The following is a 15,550-nucleotide window of genomic DNA, read 5'->3' as shown; positions in this document are numbered from 1 at the left end:
CCGGCAGCTCGGTTCAAGCGGGTCTGTCACCGTGGCCGTGCCGCCGTGGGCGATCGCGGCTAGCGGTCCCGCCAAGAAAGCGGTGACAACGTCAAAGCCGCCTCCGCGACCTTCCTCGCCGTCTCCGTGGTGAGCCCCTTCCGCGCCGACTCGATCCACTCGTCGACCCGCTGGACCCCGACGTCCCGGTACTCCAGCGCCTGCAGCAGCATCTCCAGCTTGTCCGCGTCCTTGGCGCACAACGCTTCCGCCGACGACCGAGTCTCGTACTCGTCCACGGCCGAACGCACCAACGAGCGAGAAAGCACAGGTAGATCCGCCGTCTGGTCCGCGGTGATCTCCCGCGGTGCCGGCTTCCGCAGGTACGGCGCAGCCGAGTGCGGCAGGTCGCCCGTCCGGGTCTCCTGCGTGTCGTGCCACAGGGCCAGGAACGCCGCCCGTTCCGGGGACGCTCCTTCCTCCGCCGCGATCAGCGCGGCCAGCTGGGCCGTCCGCAGGCTGTGCTCGCCGACCGACTCCGGGTCGCGGACGCCCGCCTGCCACCACCCCGACCGCCGGATGCGTTTCAGCACCCCGAGTTCGTAACCGAAGGACGCCAGGGAGTCGCTCATGGACCCAGCCTAGGGCGACGGGATCATCGCCGTCAGGATCGTCGCCTGCAGGAGGGATATCACGCCCACCACCGCGGTCAGCGCGAACGACCACAGGAACGTCTGCCGCAGCAGGGAGCCTTCCTTGCCGGTCTGCCCGATCGCCGTCGCGCCGATCGAGAGGTTCTGTGGGGAGATCATCTTGCCCATCACGCCGCCGGAGGTGTTCGTCGCGCCGGCCAGGATCGGGTCGATGTGCAGCTGCTGGGCCGAAATCACCTGCATCGGGCCGAACAGGCTGTTCGTCGACGCGTCCGAGCCGGTCAGGAACACGCCCAGCCAGCCGATGTACGCCGAGAACAGCGGGAACACCGCGCCGGTCGTGGCCAGGGCGAGGCCGAGGGTCTGCGTCGCGCCCGAGTAGTTCATGACGAACGCGATCGCGAGGATCATGAAAATCGTGGCCAGCGCCCAGCGCATCTGGTGCAGCGTCTTGCGGTACGTCGAAAGCAGCAGGCCCGGCCGGCCGCCCATCACGAACCCGGCGATCACCGCCGCGACCAGCGCGACCGTGCCGGGTGAGAACAGGAAGTCCACGGTGAACGTCGCCGCGTACGGCGCGTTCTTCGCGGTGATCGGCGGGTGCTGGATCACGTGGTTGTGCAGCCCGGGCCAGGCGAAGATCCAGTCGGCCTTGTGCAGCAGCTTCGTCAGGTCCAGCCACACCGGCAGGTTCTTGAAGATCGTCCCGATCCGGGACAGGAAGATCGCCGCGATCAGGATGATGTACGGCGTCCACGCGTGGAGCGCACCCCGCGAAGCCTTGGCCGCGCCCAGGTTCGAAGACACCGGCACGGCCTCTTCGCCGTCGAAACGCCACACCGAAGCGGGCTGCCAGAAGCGGGTCAGGATCCACAGCGCGGCCATCGCGGTGAGCGCGGCGAGGACGTCGACCAGGCTGGCGCTGATGTAGTTCGACGCCACGAACTGCATGGCCGCGAACGCGAGCCCCGCGGTCAGCACGGCCGGCCACACCTCGACCATCCGCCTGAAGCCCGCCAGCACGACGACCAGGAACGCCGGGATGATCAGCGCCAGCACCGGAACCTGGCGCCCGACCATCGCCGAGAACGCGTCCGTCGCCTGCTCCGGTTTCAGGTGCATGATCGGCGCGGTCAGCCGGCCCAGCACGATCAGCGGGTTGCCGAGGCCGCCGAACGCCACCGGCGCGGTGTTCGCCAGCAGCGCCAGCACGACGGCCTTCACCGGCGGGAAGCCGAGCGCGGCCATCATCGCCGCGGTGATCGCGATCGGCGAGCCGCCGCCCGCGACACCTTCCAGGAGCGCACCGAAGCCGAACGCGATCAGCAGCGCCTGCAGCCGCCGGTCCTCGCTGAACCCGGCGAGCACGCGCTTGATCGCGTCGAACCGGCCGGTCGCGACCGTGACGTTGTGGAAGTACACCGCGTGGAACGCGATCCAGGCCACCGACCAGACGCCGAACACCACGCCCATCGCCGCCGAGTCGAACGCCAGCCCGGCCGGCATCCCGTACAGCAGCAGGGCGACGCCCAGCGCGGTGAGCAGCGCGAGCGCCGCCGAAAGGTGCGCCGACAGGCGGACCACCCCGAGCGCCACCAGCAGCACGATGATCGGGAGCGCCGCGAGCAGCGCGGACACCCACAGCCCGCCCGCCGGCTGGTAGTCCTGGATCCAGGTCACGTCAGCTCCTTTGCCCTCGCACGTACCCGAGCCTCAGTGACAGGGCGGCGGCGGTCCCGGCCACGGAGGCACCCAGTTCGTCGAGCCGGCGCAGCACCCGCGGTGCCGGCCCGGCGATGCTGATGGCGGCGATCGGCCGTCCCGAGTGGTCGCGGACGGCGGCGGCGACACAGCCGACGTCCGGCTCGTTCTCGACCTCGTCGACGGCCCAGCCGCGGCGGCTGGTCTTCGCGAGCTCGTCGAGCAGCCGGTACGGGTCGATGATCGTCTTGAGCGTCAGGGAGTCCAGCTTCATCCGGCGGACGCGCTCGGCGCGGTCGGGTTCCGGCAGCGCGGCGAGCCAAGCCTTGCCCAGCGACGTCGCGTGCTGCGGGCGCCGCGTGCCGAGGCGGCAGGCGAGGGTGACGGCGCTGGCGCTGCGTTCGGTGGCGACGTAGACCATGGTGTCGTTGTCGGGCACGGCGAGGTAGGTCGTCTCGCCGGAGCGTTCCGCGAGCGACGCGAGGTACCGCGGCGCGCACCGGTGCAGGTCGGTGGCGGCCATCGCGCGGGCGCCGAGCTCGACCAGCCGCGTCCCGAGCCGCACCCGGCCGGTGACCTGATCGGCTTCGAGGTATTCGAGGTTCTTCAGGGTCCCGACGATGCGGTAGGCGGCACTGCGGGAAAGCCCCAGTTGCCGCGCGATCGCGTTGGTGGAAATCTCCTGGTGCCGCCCGACGTGCTCCAGCACCGCGAGCCCGCGCTCGAGGGTTCCGCTCTGTTCCAGCCCGCGCTCCGGTCCCACGTTGTCCTCCGTTGGACGTTCCGTTCCCGCTCAGTGGCACGTATTTCCGCTGGGCGGGTTTGGACGGTAACACCTCCGATGTATGCGCGGAAGATCTTGGAATAACTCGCAATACTGCGGATTGTTAGGTCGGCTAATTGGTACAACCTCCGATGGTTAGGTTTCCTACCTAAGGCGGTTGTGGTCGGGGTCACGTCACGCTAGGCAGTGGTCCGCATTCATATCCGTGAACATTCGGCCGAACGAGTGGACAATTCCGAGTGACCATTGGTCACGCGCGCGAGAGCGGCGTCACGCACTCAGGAAACTCACAGCGCCTTCCGGGCACCGTCTGGTCCATGAGCGTCCGAAGCCCGTTGCGCACCCGCGCGTCCGTGGCCGCCGGGCGGCTGACCGCGTGGCTGTCCCGCAGCTCGGGGCTCGGCCGCGGCGGCATGATCGGCGGCCGCGTCACCCTGGCGCTCGACCCGCGGGCGCTGCGGCAGCTCGGCCGGGAACGCACCGTCGTGCTCGTCACCGGCACCAACGGCAAGACGACGACGTCGCTCATGCTCTCCCGCGCGCTCGAAGCGCTGGCCGAAGTCGCCTCGAACAGCGACGGCGCGAACATGCCCGACGGCGTCCTCGCCGCGCTCACCGCCCGCCCGGACGCGCCGTACGCCGTCCTCGAAGTCGACGAGACCTACGTTCCCCAGGTCGCGGACCAGGTCCGGCCCGCGGTGCTGGTGCTGCTCAACCTCAGCCGCGACCAGCTCGACCGGGTCGGCGAGGTCCGCGCGATGGAGCGCGACCTGCGTGCCGCGATCGCCGGGCTGCCGGGCACGCTCGTCGTCGCCAACTGCGACGACGTCCTCGTGACGTCGGCCGCGAGCGCCGCCGCCAAGCCGGTCTGGGTGAGCACGGGCCGCCGCTGGACCGGCGACGCGACGGCGTGCCCGCGCTGCGAAGGCCTGATCGTCGAGCGGGACCGGCACTGGAGCTGCGCCTGCGGCCTGGCCCGGCCGGAGCCCAGCTGGGCCCTCGAAGGTGACCTCGTCCGCACGCCCGGCGGCCGTCAGATCGACCTCGACCTGCGGCTGCCCGGGGACGCGAACCGCGGGAACGCCGCCCTCGCGCTGGCCGCGGCGCACCGGCTCGGCGTGCCGCCGCACGCCGCCGCCGCCCGGCTGCGGACGATCACCGACATCGGCGGCCGCTACCGCACCGTCCGCCGGTCGCGGCATTCCGTGCGGCTGATGCTGGCGAAGAACCCGGCCGGCTGGGTGGAAACGCTGCGGGTGCTGGACGAGGACACGCCGGTGGTCGTCGCGGTGAACGCCCAGGAGGCCGACGGCCGCGACCTGTCCTGGCTCTGGGACGTCCACTTCGAACGGCTGCGCGGCCGCCAGGTCGTCGTCACCGGCGAGCGCTGCGCCGACCTGGCCGTCCGGCTCTGTTACGCCGAAGTGGCGCACTGGGCCGAGCCGGACCCGGTCGCCGCGATCGACACGCTGCCGCCCGGCGCCGTCGAGCTGGTCGCCAACTACACCGCGTTCCGCGACCTGGTCGGCAGGCTGCCCGGTGGCTGACTCGACCATCCACATCGGACTGTTGCTGCCCGAGGTCCTCGGCACCTACGGCGACTCCGGTAACGCGCAGGTGCTGTGCAAACGGCTGCAGTGGCGCGGGTTCGACGCCGAGGTCGTGCCGGTCGGGCTCGGCGAGCCGGTGCCGTCCACTTTGGACCTCTACCTGCTGGGCGGCGGTGAGGACGGCGCGCAGGTGCTGGCCGCCGCGCACCTGCGGAAGTACCCCGGCCTGCGCGGCGCGGTCGCGCGCGGCGCCGTGGTGTTCGGCGTCTGCGCCGGGCTGCAGGTGCTCGGCACCCGCTTCCGCGGCCTCGACGGCGTCGACCACGACGGCCTCGGCCTGCTCGACGTCACCACCGAACCCGGCGAGCGGCGGTCGGTCGCCGAGCTGGTCACGACGTCGTCCCCGCTGCTGGGCAACACGCCGCTGACCGGCTTCGAGAACCACCTCGGCGTGAGCAAGCTGGGCGCCGACAGCGTGCCGTTGGGCCAGGTCGTGCGCGGCACCGGAAACGGCGACGGCACCGAGGGTGCGGTGACCGACCGGGTGATCGGCACGTACCTGCACGGCCCGGCGCTGGCCCGCAACCCGGCGCTCGCGGACCTGCTGCTGGCCTGGACGGCCGGCCACCCGCTGCCCGAGTTGCCGGTGCCGGAAGTCGACCGGCTGCGCGTGGAACGGCTCACCGCCACACGCCGCCGCCGGACGTCGTGACCCGCGCACCCCGCGCCGCGGACGCCACCTCGCTCGCCGCTGTTGGCCACCCGCCAGCGCCCCAATGTGGCGTTCGGTGCGTTGGACGCACCGAACGCCACATTGGGTGCTCCATCCATGCCCCCGCCGTCGCCCTCAACGGAGGCGCTTCGCGCGCCGCTGCGTCCATTCAACGCACCCAACGCCACGTTGGGGCGCTCGGGGCGCGCCGCAGCCGGGCTTCGCGGCCGCGTGGTGGTTACGCTGAGTTGGTGAAAGTGGGCAAGGTGATCGCCGCGACCGGTGTCCGGATGCGCACCACCGCGGTGGCGGTGTTCGCGCTCGCGCTGGCCATCGCGGCGGCGCTCGCCATCGTCGTGGTGCTGCTCGAAGAGTCGCTCGACCGCAGCGTCACCGAGAGTGCCCGCAGCACCGGCCGCCAGGTCGCGATCCAGCTCGTCCGCGAAGGCGCGCGGGACCTCAGCGCGAGCGACGTCGCGAGCACCGGCGACACCGAAGCCGTGACGCAGGTGCTGAACGCCCAGGGCCGGCCGATCGCGAGCGACCCGGCGATCGTCGGGCACCCGCCGCTGACGTCCGAGCGCCCGGCCGTCGGGCACGAGACCATCGAAACCCTCCCGCTCGGTCTCAACGGCGACGGCGCCGACTACCGCGTCGTGTCGCAGCAGGTGAACGGGCCGGGCGGGCCGTACACGGTGATCTCCGCGCGCTCGCTGGAGCCGGTGACCGAGGCGTCGACGCGGCTGACGCTGCTGCTCGGGCTGATCGCCGTGCCGCTGCTGGCCATCTCCGGCCTCGCCGTCTACCGCGCGGTCGGCTCCGCGCTGCGGCCGGTCGAGCGGATGCGCCGGACCGTCGCCGAGATCTCGACGCGCGACCTCGCCGCCCGCGTCCCGCTGCCGCCGGGCGGTGACGAGGTGCACCGGCTGGCCGTGACGCTCAACGAAATGCTCGGCAGGCTCGCGTCCGCGCAGGCGGCGCAACGCCGGTTCGTCGCGGACGCCAGCCACGAGCTGCGGTCGCCGCTTTCGACGATCAGCACCGCGCTCGACGTCTCCGGGCGGCACCCGGAGAGCACCGAGGAGCTGGTGCCGGTGATCGCCCGCGAGACCGCGCGGCTACGGGAGCTGGTCGACGACCTGCTCATGCTGGCCCGCACCGACGACGCCACCGACCGGCCGTCGCGCACCGAGGTCGACCTGGACGACATCGTCCGTGCGGAAGCCGAACGCGTGCGCGGCGAATGCGCGCTCGACGTGGAGGTCCGGGCGGGGCCGGCGAAGGTCTACGGCAGTGAGGCCCAGCTGCGCCGGGCCGTGCGCAACCTCGTCGACAACGCGCGCGGCCACGCGCGGGACCGGATCCGCGTCGCCAGCTCGGTGCACGGCGACCTCGCGGTCGTCGAGGTGAGCGACGACGGGCCCGGCGTCGAAGAGGCCGACCGCGACCGGATCTTCGAACGGTTCGTCCGGCTGGACGCGTCCCGTCAGCGCGGGCACGGCGGCACCGGCCTCGGCCTGCCGATCGTGGCGGGCATCGCGGCCCGCCACGGCGGCCGGGCGCACTACGCCGCGTCCGACGAGCCGGGCGCGCGGTTCGTGATCGAGCTGCCCGTCATCGCCGTCCCGGCCGAGGAGGAGGACTGACGTGCGCCTGCTGATCGTCGAGGACGAGCGCGAGTTCGCGGAGACGCTCCGGCGCGGGCTGGTGGCCGAGGGCTTCACCGTCGACGTCGCGCACACCGGCCGGGACGGCCTGTGGTCGGCGACCGAGCACGAGTACGACGTCGTCGTGCTCGACATCATGCTGCCCGAGCTGTCCGGCTACGAGGTGCTCAAACGCCTGCGGGCGGCGGAGAACTGGACGCCGGTGCTGATGCTGACGGCGAAGGACGGCGAGTACGACGAGGCCGACGCGTTCGACCTCGGCGCCGACGACTACCTGTCGAAGCCGTTCTCGTTCGTCGTGCTCATCGCCCGGCTGCGGGCCCTGCTCCGGCGGGGCGCCCCGGCCCGCCCGGCCGTGCTGGAGGCGGGCGACCTGCGGCTCGACCCGTCGGCCCGGACCGTCCACAGGGGACAGAAGCGGATCGAGCTGACCGCGCGCGAGTTCGGGCTGCTGGAGTTCCTGCTGCGCCGGGCGGGGGCGGCGCTGACGAAGAACGAGATCCTCGGCCACGTCTGGGACGCGCACTACGACGGCGACGAGAACGTCGTCGAGGTCTACATCGGTTACCTCCGCCGCAAGATCGACGTCCCGTTCGGCACCCACACCATCGAGACGGTCCGCGGTGTCGGCTACCGGCTGGCCGGGGGAAATTAGCGGGAATCACCGCTTCGGCGCAATTCACGCGCATTTGCGCCGTACGGGCGTGTGCGCGTTCGGCTGTGCGGCGCTCCGCGTTGCCGCGGACCGGTCAACCGGTTGCGTCGAACCGGTGAAAAACCACGGTGTGAACGGCGTTGGGGCCGCGGCGCCGACGTTGCTACGGTGACGGGCCGGCCGGCGAAGAAGCCGATTTCCGCAGTTTCGCCGCGGTACCGAAAGCAATTGTCGGACGAGAAACGGAGAACCGTGGCGCTGCAGTTGTTCGGTGTGGTCCGGGCCGGTCATCCGAGGGTTTCGCGCGCGGTGCGGTGGGAGGACATCGCGATGGTCGTCGGCGAGGCACCCGCCGACCCGGCGGACCCGGCCGCGCACCTGGCCGTGGTTTCGTCGCTCGTCGAGGGCGGGCCAGTGCTGCCCGCGCCGTTCGACGCGGTCGCGGAGGACGAGGAAGCCGTCCGCCGTGAGGTGCTCGCGCCGGCCGCCGACGAGTACCGCGCCGACCTCGCGCGTCTCGACGGCCTCGCCGAGGTGCACGTCTGCCTGCGGTTCGGCGACCCCGGCTCGGCGATCGGCCTGCTCGCGGAGGTGGCGGAGCGGGCCCGCGACTCGGTGTCGCTGCCGGCCGGCGAGCACGCCGACGAGCGCTGGGCGTTCCTGGTCGGCCTCGGCGACCTGCTCGTCGTCCGGGAGGCGGTCGCCGGGCACGGTGCCGCCTGGCTCGGGCCGCTGCCCGCGTACAGCTTCGTCGGCCGGCGGTGAGCGACGGCGGAACAGTTGCTGAACACTCCTTTCGCCGCTGGCCACCAAGGCCCTTCGTCGGTGATCCTGACGCCGTGGCCATGAGCGGGACCCTCACCGCGAGCGCCTCCTCGGTGGAGGCCGGTGAGCAGATCACCTTGACCTACTCGACGACTTCGGCGAACCCGAAGAACCGGGTCGGTCTCTATCCGGATCCGGTGGACCGGAACCACCTCGGCTCGGCGGCGCTCTGGGCGTACACCCCGGCGGCGAGCGGCACGGCCGTCTTCGCCACCGAGGGCCTCGGCGCCGGGAACTTCGTCGCGTTCTTCCTAGCGGACGACGGTTGCGCGTGGCTCGCCGACCCGGTGAGGTTCACCGTCCGGCGGACTTCGCTGCCCGAGTACCGCAGCGCGTTTGGGCGCGGCGGCTCCGGGCCGGGGCAGTTCGCCGGCCCGGCCGGGATCACCGTCGACCAGCGCGGGCAGCTGTGGGTGGCCGACACCGGCAACGACCGCGTCCAGGCGTTCACCCGGGACGGCAAGCTCGTGCGCGTGCTGGCCGGGCGGCTGAAGGCACCGGAGGCCGTCGCGGTCGACGCGGCGGGCAACGTCTACGTCGCCGACACCGGCAACCACCGCGTGGCGCAGTACTCGTGGTGGGGCGGGTTCGTCCGGGAGTTCGGCGCCGGCAAGCTCGACAACCCGCGCGGGATCGCCCTCGACTCGGCCGGGCGCCTGCTCGTCGCCGACACCGGGCACCAGCGGGTCGCCCGGTTCGACACCCGCACCGGCGCGGCGCTGACCGACATCACCGAGAAGGTCAGCTCGCCGCAGGGCATCACCGGCGACGGCGCGGGCGGCGCGTGGATCGTCCAAAACGGACGCGACGTCGCTGTCGTGCGGTACAACGCCGACGGCAGGGCGATCGGGTCCCTCGAATTCGGGCCGAGCAGCCCGGCGGACGTCGCCGTGACGGCGTCCGGCGACGCCTACGTGACCATGCCGGACCACGGCCGGGTCACGCAGTTCGGCGTCACCGGCTCGTGCCGCGTGGAGTTCGGCTCGGACGCGCTCGGCGCCCCGCTCGGGGTGGCCGTCGACACGGCCGGCGGGATCTGGGTCGCGGACGCCGGTCACCACCGGGTGGTCGGGTTCGGCGTCGCGGCCTAGTTCTTGGAGATCGCGGCCGTCGCGCGGACCACCGCGGTGCAGCGGTTCTGGACGAACTCGAGCCCGCCTTCCTCGGCGATGCGGCGCGCTTCGGCGGACGTGATGCCCTGCTGCAGCCACAGCGCCTTGGCGCCGATCTCGACGGCTTCGCGGGCGATGCCCGGTGCCTCGGGCGACGGGCGGAAGACGTCGACCAGGTCGACCGGCTCCGGGATGTCCTTCAGCGACCGGTAGACCTTCTCGCCGAGCAGCTCGGTGGCGCTCGGGTGGACCGGGATGATCCGGAAGCCGTGCGCCTGCAGCACCGCCGGGACGCCGTGCGCGGCCTTGGCCGGGTCACGGCTCAGGCCGACGACCGCGATGGTCTTCGCGTTCGCCAGGATCTCTTCAGCGTTCATACCGGTGGAACGCGCTCCCGGCGTCAAAGCTTCCAGAGCCGCAGGCCGCGGACGCGGTGGACCGGCCAGAGCACGTGCCACGGCTTCCGGTGGGCGAACGTCGTGGCGCAGGTCAGGATGTTGCGGGCGGATGTCGTCGAGACTTCGTGCCGGTCGGGCCACGCGTCGCCCTTCGCGCCGACGGCGATGCGGAACACCGTGAGCAGGCCACGGCCCTGCAGGTCGTACTTGGCGCCGGTGTCGCCGGAGTCCGGGGCCAGCTCGAGGATCTCGGCCCCGAAGGCGCGCGCGATCCCGGACGCTTCGACGGGCACCGCGCCGACGCTGCGCGTGATCGCCTTGCCGTGCAGGCGCCGCGCGTACCGGGCGAGCAGCAGCCGTTCCCACAGCGGCAGGACCCGGCGGTGCGCCAGCAACGCGGCGCACTCCTCGTGCCCGATGGTGAAGATGCTCGCGAGGTCGTCGTAGCTGCCGTTCGGCTCGGGCTCGTTCAGGTGCAGCCGCACTTCGAACCGGGTGCGCGCGGTGAGCTCGTCGAGGTGCTCACGGCGATCGAGCCGCGCCTTCGCGCGGGAAAGCGACCAATCGGCCATCGGACCTCCAGACGTCGCGGTCAGGTTAGATCGCCCGCGACGCCCGGACCACGCTTTCAGCCGATCTTCTCGCCGTACATCTCGCCCAGCGGGTCGGAGATCAGCTCGACGCGGGCACCGTCCGGGTCGGACAGGTAGATGGACGTCCTGCTCTCGAGCAGGTACGGCACGCCGGCCTCGTCGAGCTGGTCCTTGATGACGCTCCACCGGTCGGGCGTCACGGACAGCGCCAGGTGGTGCAGGCCGCCGAGGACCTCCGCGTACGGGCCGAGGTCGAGGCCGGGCAGGTCGAAGAACGCGACGGCGTTGCCGTTGCCGACGTCGAAGAAGAAGTGGCTGGAGCCGGGGTAGTCGCGGTTCTCGATCAGCTCGGTGAGCGGGAAGCCGAGGATGTCCTGGTAGAACCCGATCGTCCGCTCGACGTCGCTGGAGATCAGCGCGGTGTGGTGGATGCCGCGGCCGTTCGTCGCGGGCCGTTCGGCGGCCGGGTGCAGGTGGCGCTCGCGCAGCTCGTCACGGATCTCGGCGAGCTTGGTGACCTCGGCCTGGGTCGGTGCCATGTCCCTCACGTCCCTTCCTGGTGGTGCCTGCGACGCTACGCTCGATTTATCTCGCGCGCAAGAGGTTATCTGGCGAGAGTTCCGCTGGGTGGAACATGCGGGCTTGTGCCGGCTCGGGTGCGCGGGCAGAGTTCCCCGCTGTGGACGCCAGCAGAGTGCAGGAGGCCGCCGCCGTTCTGGCCGGGGCCTACTCGACGCGCGAGCCGATCGAGCCGCTGATCAAGACCTTCCCGGAGGCGACCGTCGAGGACGCCTACCGGATCCAGCAGGAGCAGGTGCGGCACTGGACCGCCGCCGGTGACGCCGTCCGCGGGCACAAGGTCGGCCTGGCGTCGGCGGCGATGCAGCGGCAGATGGGCGTCGACCAGCCCGACTACGGCCACCTGACCGGCAGCATGTTCCACCTCGAGCACCAGCCGATCCCGACGTCGGCGTTCCTGCAGCCGCGGATCGAGCCGGAGATCGCGTTCGTGCTCGGGTCGGCGCTGCGCGGCCCCGGCGTCACGGTCGCGGACGCGGTGCGGGCGGTGGACTTCGTGCTGCCGTCGCTGGAGATCGTCGACTCGCGGATCCAGGACTGGAAGATCACGCTGTTCGACACGATCGCGGACAACGCGTCGTCCGGCGGGGTGGTGCTGGGCAGCAGCCCGACGGCGCTGGGTTCGGTGGACCTGCGGCTGGCCGGCTGCGTGCTCTACCAGAACGGGTCGGTCGCGGCGACCGGCGCGGGCGGCGCGGTGCTCGGGTCGCCGTTGAACTCGCTGGTGTGGCTGGCGAACACGGTGGGGCCGCTGGGGGTCACGCTGGAACCCGGGCACGTCGTGCTGCCGGGCTCGATGACCCGCGCGATCCCGGTGTCGCCGGGTGACACGGTCGTCGCCACCATCGCCGGCATCGGCAGCGTCACCGCGGTGTTTTCCCCTTCGGAGGAGTCATGAACGTCCGCGAAGCGGCGGCTGCTCTGCTGGCCACGGACTCCGAGCGCGCGCCGCTTTCGGATGACTGGCCGGACCTCGACGTCGACACGGCGTACGCGATCCAGGACGAGGCGCTGCGGCAGCGCCGGGCCCGCGGCGAGACGCTGATCGGCGTCAAGCTGGGCCTGACGTCCCGGGCCAAGCAGCAGCGGATGGGCATCGACTCGCCGTTGCTGGCCTGGCTGACCGACGCGATGGTGCTGCCCGCCGGGGTGCCGGTGCCGTCTTTGATCCACCCGCGCGCGGAGCCGGAGCTGGTCTTCGTACTGGGTCGACGCCTGGCCGGCCCCGGCGTCACGGCGGCGACGGCGCTGGCCGCCGTCGACCGCGTGTACGGCGGGATGGAGATCATCGACAGCCGCTTCACGGACTACCGCTTCACCCTCCCGGACGCGGTCGCGGACAACGGCTCGTCGGCCCACTTCACCCTGGGCCCAGTCGGCCTCCCTGCGTCTTCCCTGGACCTCTCCCTGGAAGCGGCGCTGCTGGAGGTCGACGGCCAGATCGTCGACACGGCGACGGGCGCCGCGGTCCAAGGCCACCCGGCAGAGGCCCTGGCCCTGGCGGCGAACGCCTTGGGCGCCCGCGGCCTGGCGTTAGAACCAGGCTGGCTGGTCCTAACAGGCGGCATGACGGACGCAGTCCCGCTCCGCCCCGGCTCCCGAGTAGCCGCCCACTTCTCCCACCTGGGCTCGGTAACCCTCTCGGCCTAACCCCGTGTCGACCCCCCAATCACAAGTGATGCCCCTCCAATCACGGGTGATGCCTCTCCAATCACGAGTGATGCCTCCCCAATCACGCGAAACACGCGTCCAATCACGCGAGTTACGCGCCTGATCACGCGAGTCACGCGACCCGGACCGGCGAACTCGCGTACCTGGCCGGACGACACGCGTACCTACATGGACGACACGCGTATCTGTATGGACGACACGCGTACTTGAGTGGACGACACGGCGGCACCGTCCAGCAGCCAGCGTGTCGTCCGGCCAGGTACGCGTGTCGTCTGTCTGGGTACGCGTGTTGTCCGGCTGGGTACGTGTCAGGTGGTTACTTTGGCGTGGTCGGCGACTCGGGTGATGCCCTCGACCACCCTTGGCCAGACCGGGCGGGGCAGGTCGTGGCCCATGCCGGGGACGACGTCGAGGTCCGCGCCCGGGATCGCGCGGGCTGTGGCGCGGCCGCCGGAGACGTGGACCAGCGGGTCCTGCGCGCCGTGCACCACCAGGGCCGGCAGCCGCAGCTTGCGCAGCCTCGGCGAACGGTCGCGGTCGGCCATGATGGCCGCGAGCTGGCGGACCGTGCCGCCCGGGTGGACGCCGCGGTCGAACGTCCGCTCGGCCCGCTCCCGCATCCGGGGCTCGTCGAACGGGTAGCCCGGCGAGCCGATCACGCGGAACGTCCGGACCGCCAGCTCGACGTACTCGGCGCGGTCGCGCGGCCGGGCCGCGAGCAGCATCGACATCGCCTTCGGGCTCGGGCGCCCGACCAGCCTGCTCCCGGTGGTCGACATGATCGACGTCAGCGAAAGCACCCGCGACGGGTACCGGATCGCCAGCGTCTGCGCGATCATCCCGCCCATCGACGCGCCGGCGACGTGCGCCGCCGGGATGCCCAGCGCGTCCAGCAGCCCGGCGGCGTCGGCGGCCATGTCGGCCAGCGAGTACGGCGCGCTGCGCAGCAGGTACGCCTGCGCGAGGTTGGCCTGGCCGTGCATCCGGCTCGACCGCCCGGCGTCCCGGTTGTCGAACCGGATCACGTAAAACCCTTGTGCGGCAAGGGATTCGCAGAACTCCTCGTCCCACCAGATCATCGGCGCGCCGAGGCCCATCACGAGCAGCAGGGGCCGCCCGCCGGCGTCGCCGAACGTCTCGTGGCACAGGCTGATGCCGTTGACCTCCGTGACGCGCTCCGCCATCAGGCCTCCCGGGTGTGCTCCGCGGCGAGTTTGGTGAGCTCGGCCAGCGCGTCGTGCAGGTGGTCGATCAGGTCCCAGACGTCCGGGATCAGCTCGCGGCAGGCGACGAGCCCGAAGTCGAGCTTGCCGTCGTAGGACATCACGGTGATGTTCAGTCCGCCACTCGCGTCGGTGATCGCGGACACCGGGTAGTTCGCGAGCAGCCGCGCGCCGGCCAGGTAGAGCGGCACCTGCGCACCCGGGACGTTCGACACGACGAGGTTGACGACCGGCGTGGTGGCGCCGAGGTACTTCATGGTGGCGCGGGCCGCGAGCCCGCCGAGCGCGGCCGGCAGCATGCCGCTGAAGTCGACGAGCCACGACGCCGGCAGCGGCTGGTAACGCTGTTTCGCGGCGACCATCGCGCTGGTGACCTCGGCCAGCCGCGCGCCGGGGTCGGCGAGGTGCGTCGGCAGTGGCGCCAGCATGACCGACACCTGGTTCCCGGCGTCCTTCGCCTGCTCGGGCGTCCGCACCGACAGCGGGACGAGCGTCACGAGCGGCTGGTCGGGCAGCGCGTCGTGGTCGACGAGCCACCGGCGCATGACGGTCGCGCACAGCGCCATGACGACGTCGTTGACCGTGACGCCGAAGGTGTTCTTGACCCGCTTGACCTCGTCGAGCGGCAGCGAGCCGTAGGCGAAGCGGCGGTGCGCGCTGATCGGCCCGTTGAACGGGGTGTCCGGCGCGACCAGCCGCGGCCGGTCGGCTTCGTGGCGTCCGGAGCCCTGCCGGGTGACGCGGTTGAGCACGCTGCCGGCCTTCGCGAGCAGCCCGACGCCGGGGTAGCGGGCGAGCCCGGGCACCTCGTCGATGTGCTGGAGCAGCTTCGGCACCTGCATCGCGGCCTTGACCGGGTGCAGCGCGAGCCGTTTCACGCCGTTGAGCGCGAGTTCGACGGGCGTCGGCAGGGGCTCTTCCGACGGCGCTTCCGGCGGCTCGACCGGGCGCGGCTCGGCGGTGACGTCCATGAGCACACCGATCAGCTCGGCCCCGGAGACGCCGTCGATCGCGCTGTGGTGCACCTTCGTGTAGACCGCGACGTTGCCGTCACGCAGGCCCTGCACCAGGTAGGCCTCCCACAGCGGTCGCCGCCGGTCGAGCGGCCGCGCGGTCAGCCGCGAGATCTGCTCGGCGAGCTGGCGTTCGTCGCCCGGAGCGGGCAGCGCGATCTCGCGGACGTGGTACTCGAGGTCGAACTCGGGATCGTCGATCCAGTACGGGTGGTCCAGCCCGAGCGGCACCGGCAGCAGCCGCCACCGCAGCGGCTTGGCCAGGTGCAGCCGCGAGCCGATGAGCTCCCGCAGGTCGTCGACGGTGACGGTCCCGTTCGGCGCAGTGGCCGGATCGAGGATCGACAGGCCCCCGACGTGCCCGGTGGTCGTGGTCGACTCGGCGTTGAGGAACTGCACGTCCAGGGCGGTGAGCTGGCGCATCGGGCCTCCTCG

The 15,550-nt window shown here is 71.9% G+C and carries 16 protein-coding genes; 8 read left to right on the top strand and 8 right to left on the bottom strand.

Annotated elements, in window-relative coordinates:
- Positions 1 to 59: 59 nt before the first annotated feature.
- From VA596_RS06270 to VA596_RS06260, 3 genes are read right to left on the bottom strand one after another with little or no spacing between them, the layout of a single operon-like run.
- Positions 60 to 611: an HD domain-containing protein gene (locus VA596_RS06270; RefSeq protein ID WP_323324363.1), complete on the bottom strand. Its 552-nt coding sequence runs from the start codon at positions 609 to 611 to the stop codon at positions 60 to 62.
- Positions 612 to 620: 9 nt separating this feature from the next.
- On the bottom strand, positions 621 to 2,312 hold the full coding sequence (locus VA596_RS06265) for an L-lactate permease (protein WP_323324362.1): 1,692 nt from the start codon (positions 2,310 to 2,312) through the stop codon (positions 621 to 623).
- A 1-nt stretch (position 2,313) separates the two neighbouring features.
- Entirely contained in the window at positions 2,314 to 3,096 is a 783-nt protein-coding gene (locus VA596_RS06260; protein ID WP_323324361.1) for an IclR family transcriptional regulator, read from the bottom strand.
- A gap of 338 nt (positions 3,097 to 3,434) precedes the next feature.
- On the opposite strand from VA596_RS06260, the gene VA596_RS06255 reads away from it, so the two are divergent.
- From VA596_RS06255 to VA596_RS06230, 6 genes are all read left to right on the top strand, one after another.
- Complete coding sequence (locus tag VA596_RS06255) at positions 3,435 to 4,664, top strand: Mur ligase family protein (RefSeq protein ID WP_323324360.1); 1,230 nt, start codon at positions 3,435 to 3,437, stop codon at positions 4,662 to 4,664.
- Positions 4,657 to 5,379 (top strand): type 1 glutamine amidotransferase, encoded by a 723-nt coding sequence (locus VA596_RS06250; protein WP_323324359.1) that lies wholly within the window; start codon positions 4,657 to 4,659, stop codon positions 5,377 to 5,379. The genes VA596_RS06255 and VA596_RS06250 overlap by 8 nt, the downstream gene beginning before the upstream one ends.
- Before the next feature lie 251 nt (positions 5,380 to 5,630).
- Complete coding sequence (locus VA596_RS06245) at positions 5,631 to 7,025, top strand: sensor histidine kinase (RefSeq protein ID WP_323324358.1); 1,395 nt, start codon at positions 5,631 to 5,633, stop codon at positions 7,023 to 7,025.
- Position 7,026: 1 nt separating this feature from the next.
- Positions 7,027 to 7,701: a response regulator transcription factor gene (locus tag VA596_RS06240; RefSeq protein ID WP_323324357.1), complete on the top strand. Its 675-nt coding sequence runs from the start codon at positions 7,027 to 7,029 to the stop codon at positions 7,699 to 7,701.
- Positions 7,702 to 7,953: 252 nt separating this feature from the next.
- Positions 7,954 to 8,466 (top strand): GvpL/GvpF family gas vesicle protein, encoded by a 513-nt coding sequence (locus tag VA596_RS06235; protein ID WP_323324356.1) that lies wholly within the window; start codon positions 7,954 to 7,956, stop codon positions 8,464 to 8,466.
- An 80-nt stretch (positions 8,467 to 8,546) separates the two neighbouring features.
- Entirely contained in the window at positions 8,547 to 9,617 is a 1,071-nt protein-coding gene (locus VA596_RS06230) for an NHL repeat-containing protein (protein ID WP_323324355.1), read from the top strand.
- On the opposite strand, the gene VA596_RS06225 is transcribed toward VA596_RS06230, so the two are convergent.
- From VA596_RS06225 to VA596_RS06215, 3 genes are read right to left on the bottom strand one after another with little or no spacing between them, the layout of a single operon-like run.
- Entirely contained in the window at positions 9,614 to 10,015 is a 402-nt protein-coding gene (locus tag VA596_RS06225) for a CoA-binding protein (RefSeq protein ID WP_323324354.1), read from the bottom strand. The genes VA596_RS06230 and VA596_RS06225 overlap by 4 nt on opposite strands.
- Before the next feature lie 23 nt (positions 10,016 to 10,038).
- Positions 10,039 to 10,608, bottom strand: coding sequence for a hypothetical protein (locus VA596_RS06220; RefSeq protein WP_323324353.1), 570 nt, complete (start codon positions 10,606 to 10,608; stop codon positions 10,039 to 10,041).
- 56 nt (positions 10,609 to 10,664) lie between these two features.
- Complete coding sequence (locus VA596_RS06215; RefSeq protein ID WP_323324352.1) at positions 10,665 to 11,168, bottom strand: VOC family protein; 504 nt, start codon at positions 11,166 to 11,168, stop codon at positions 10,665 to 10,667.
- Between the two features lie 140 nt (positions 11,169 to 11,308).
- Here VA596_RS06215 and VA596_RS06210 point away from each other — a divergent pair, with 140 nt between their 5' ends.
- Together VA596_RS06210 and VA596_RS06205 are read left to right on the top strand one after the other, a co-directional pair.
- Entirely contained in the window at positions 11,309 to 12,106 is a 798-nt protein-coding gene (locus VA596_RS06210) for a 2-keto-4-pentenoate hydratase (RefSeq protein WP_323324351.1), read from the top strand.
- Positions 12,103 to 12,858: a 2-keto-4-pentenoate hydratase gene (locus VA596_RS06205; RefSeq protein WP_323324350.1), complete on the top strand. Its 756-nt coding sequence runs from the start codon at positions 12,103 to 12,105 to the stop codon at positions 12,856 to 12,858. The genes VA596_RS06210 and VA596_RS06205 overlap by 4 nt, the downstream gene beginning before the upstream one ends.
- Before the next feature lie 329 nt (positions 12,859 to 13,187).
- On the opposite strand, the gene VA596_RS06200 is transcribed toward VA596_RS06205, so the two are convergent.
- Together VA596_RS06200 and VA596_RS06195 are read right to left on the bottom strand one after the other, a co-directional pair.
- The gene (locus VA596_RS06200; RefSeq protein ID WP_323324349.1) at positions 13,188 to 14,063 is read right to left on the bottom strand and encodes an alpha/beta fold hydrolase; all 876 of its coding nucleotides are present in this window, start codon (positions 14,061 to 14,063) and stop codon (positions 13,188 to 13,190) included.
- Positions 14,063 to 15,538, bottom strand: a complete 1,476-nt coding sequence (locus tag VA596_RS06195; RefSeq protein ID WP_323324347.1) for a WS/DGAT/MGAT family O-acyltransferase — start codon at positions 15,536 to 15,538, stop codon at positions 14,063 to 14,065. The genes VA596_RS06200 and VA596_RS06195 overlap by 1 nt, the downstream gene beginning before the upstream one ends.
- Between the last annotated feature and the right edge of the window lie 12 nt (positions 15,539 to 15,550).

The sequence above is a fragment of the Amycolatopsis heterodermiae genome (assembly GCF_034929455.1).
GTDB lineage: Bacteria > Actinomycetota > Actinomycetes > Mycobacteriales > Pseudonocardiaceae > Amycolatopsis > Amycolatopsis heterodermiae.
The sequence above is the reverse complement of the archived record's forward strand: the minus strand, read 5'-3'. Positions and strand labels throughout refer to the sequence as shown.

Coding starts and splice junctions, on each gene's coding strand:
- VA596_RS06255 (WP_323324360.1), top strand. CDS start 3,435: ATGAGCGTCCGAAGCCCGTTGCGCACCCGCGCGTCCGTGGCCGCCGGG.
- VA596_RS06225 (WP_323324354.1), bottom strand. CDS start 10,015: ATGAACGCTGAAGAGATCCTGGCGAACGCGAAGACCATCGCGGTCGTC.
- VA596_RS06200 (WP_323324349.1), bottom strand. CDS start 14,063: ATGGCGGAGCGCGTCACGGAGGTCAACGGCATCAGCCTGTGCCACGAG.
- VA596_RS06220 (WP_323324353.1), bottom strand. CDS start 10,608: ATGGCCGATTGGTCGCTTTCCCGCGCGAAGGCGCGGCTCGATCGCCGT.
- VA596_RS06205 (WP_323324350.1), top strand. CDS start 12,103: ATGAACGTCCGCGAAGCGGCGGCTGCTCTGCTGGCCACGGACTCCGAG.
- VA596_RS06270 (WP_323324363.1), bottom strand. CDS start 611: ATGAGCGACTCCCTGGCGTCCTTCGGTTACGAACTCGGGGTGCTGAAA.
- VA596_RS06230 (WP_323324355.1), top strand. CDS start 8,547: ATGAGCGGGACCCTCACCGCGAGCGCCTCCTCGGTGGAGGCCGGTGAG.
- VA596_RS06215 (WP_323324352.1), bottom strand. CDS start 11,168: ATGGCACCGACCCAGGCCGAGGTCACCAAGCTCGCCGAGATCCGTGAC.
- VA596_RS06195 (WP_323324347.1), bottom strand. CDS start 15,538: ATGCGCCAGCTCACCGCCCTGGACGTGCAGTTCCTCAACGCCGAGTCG.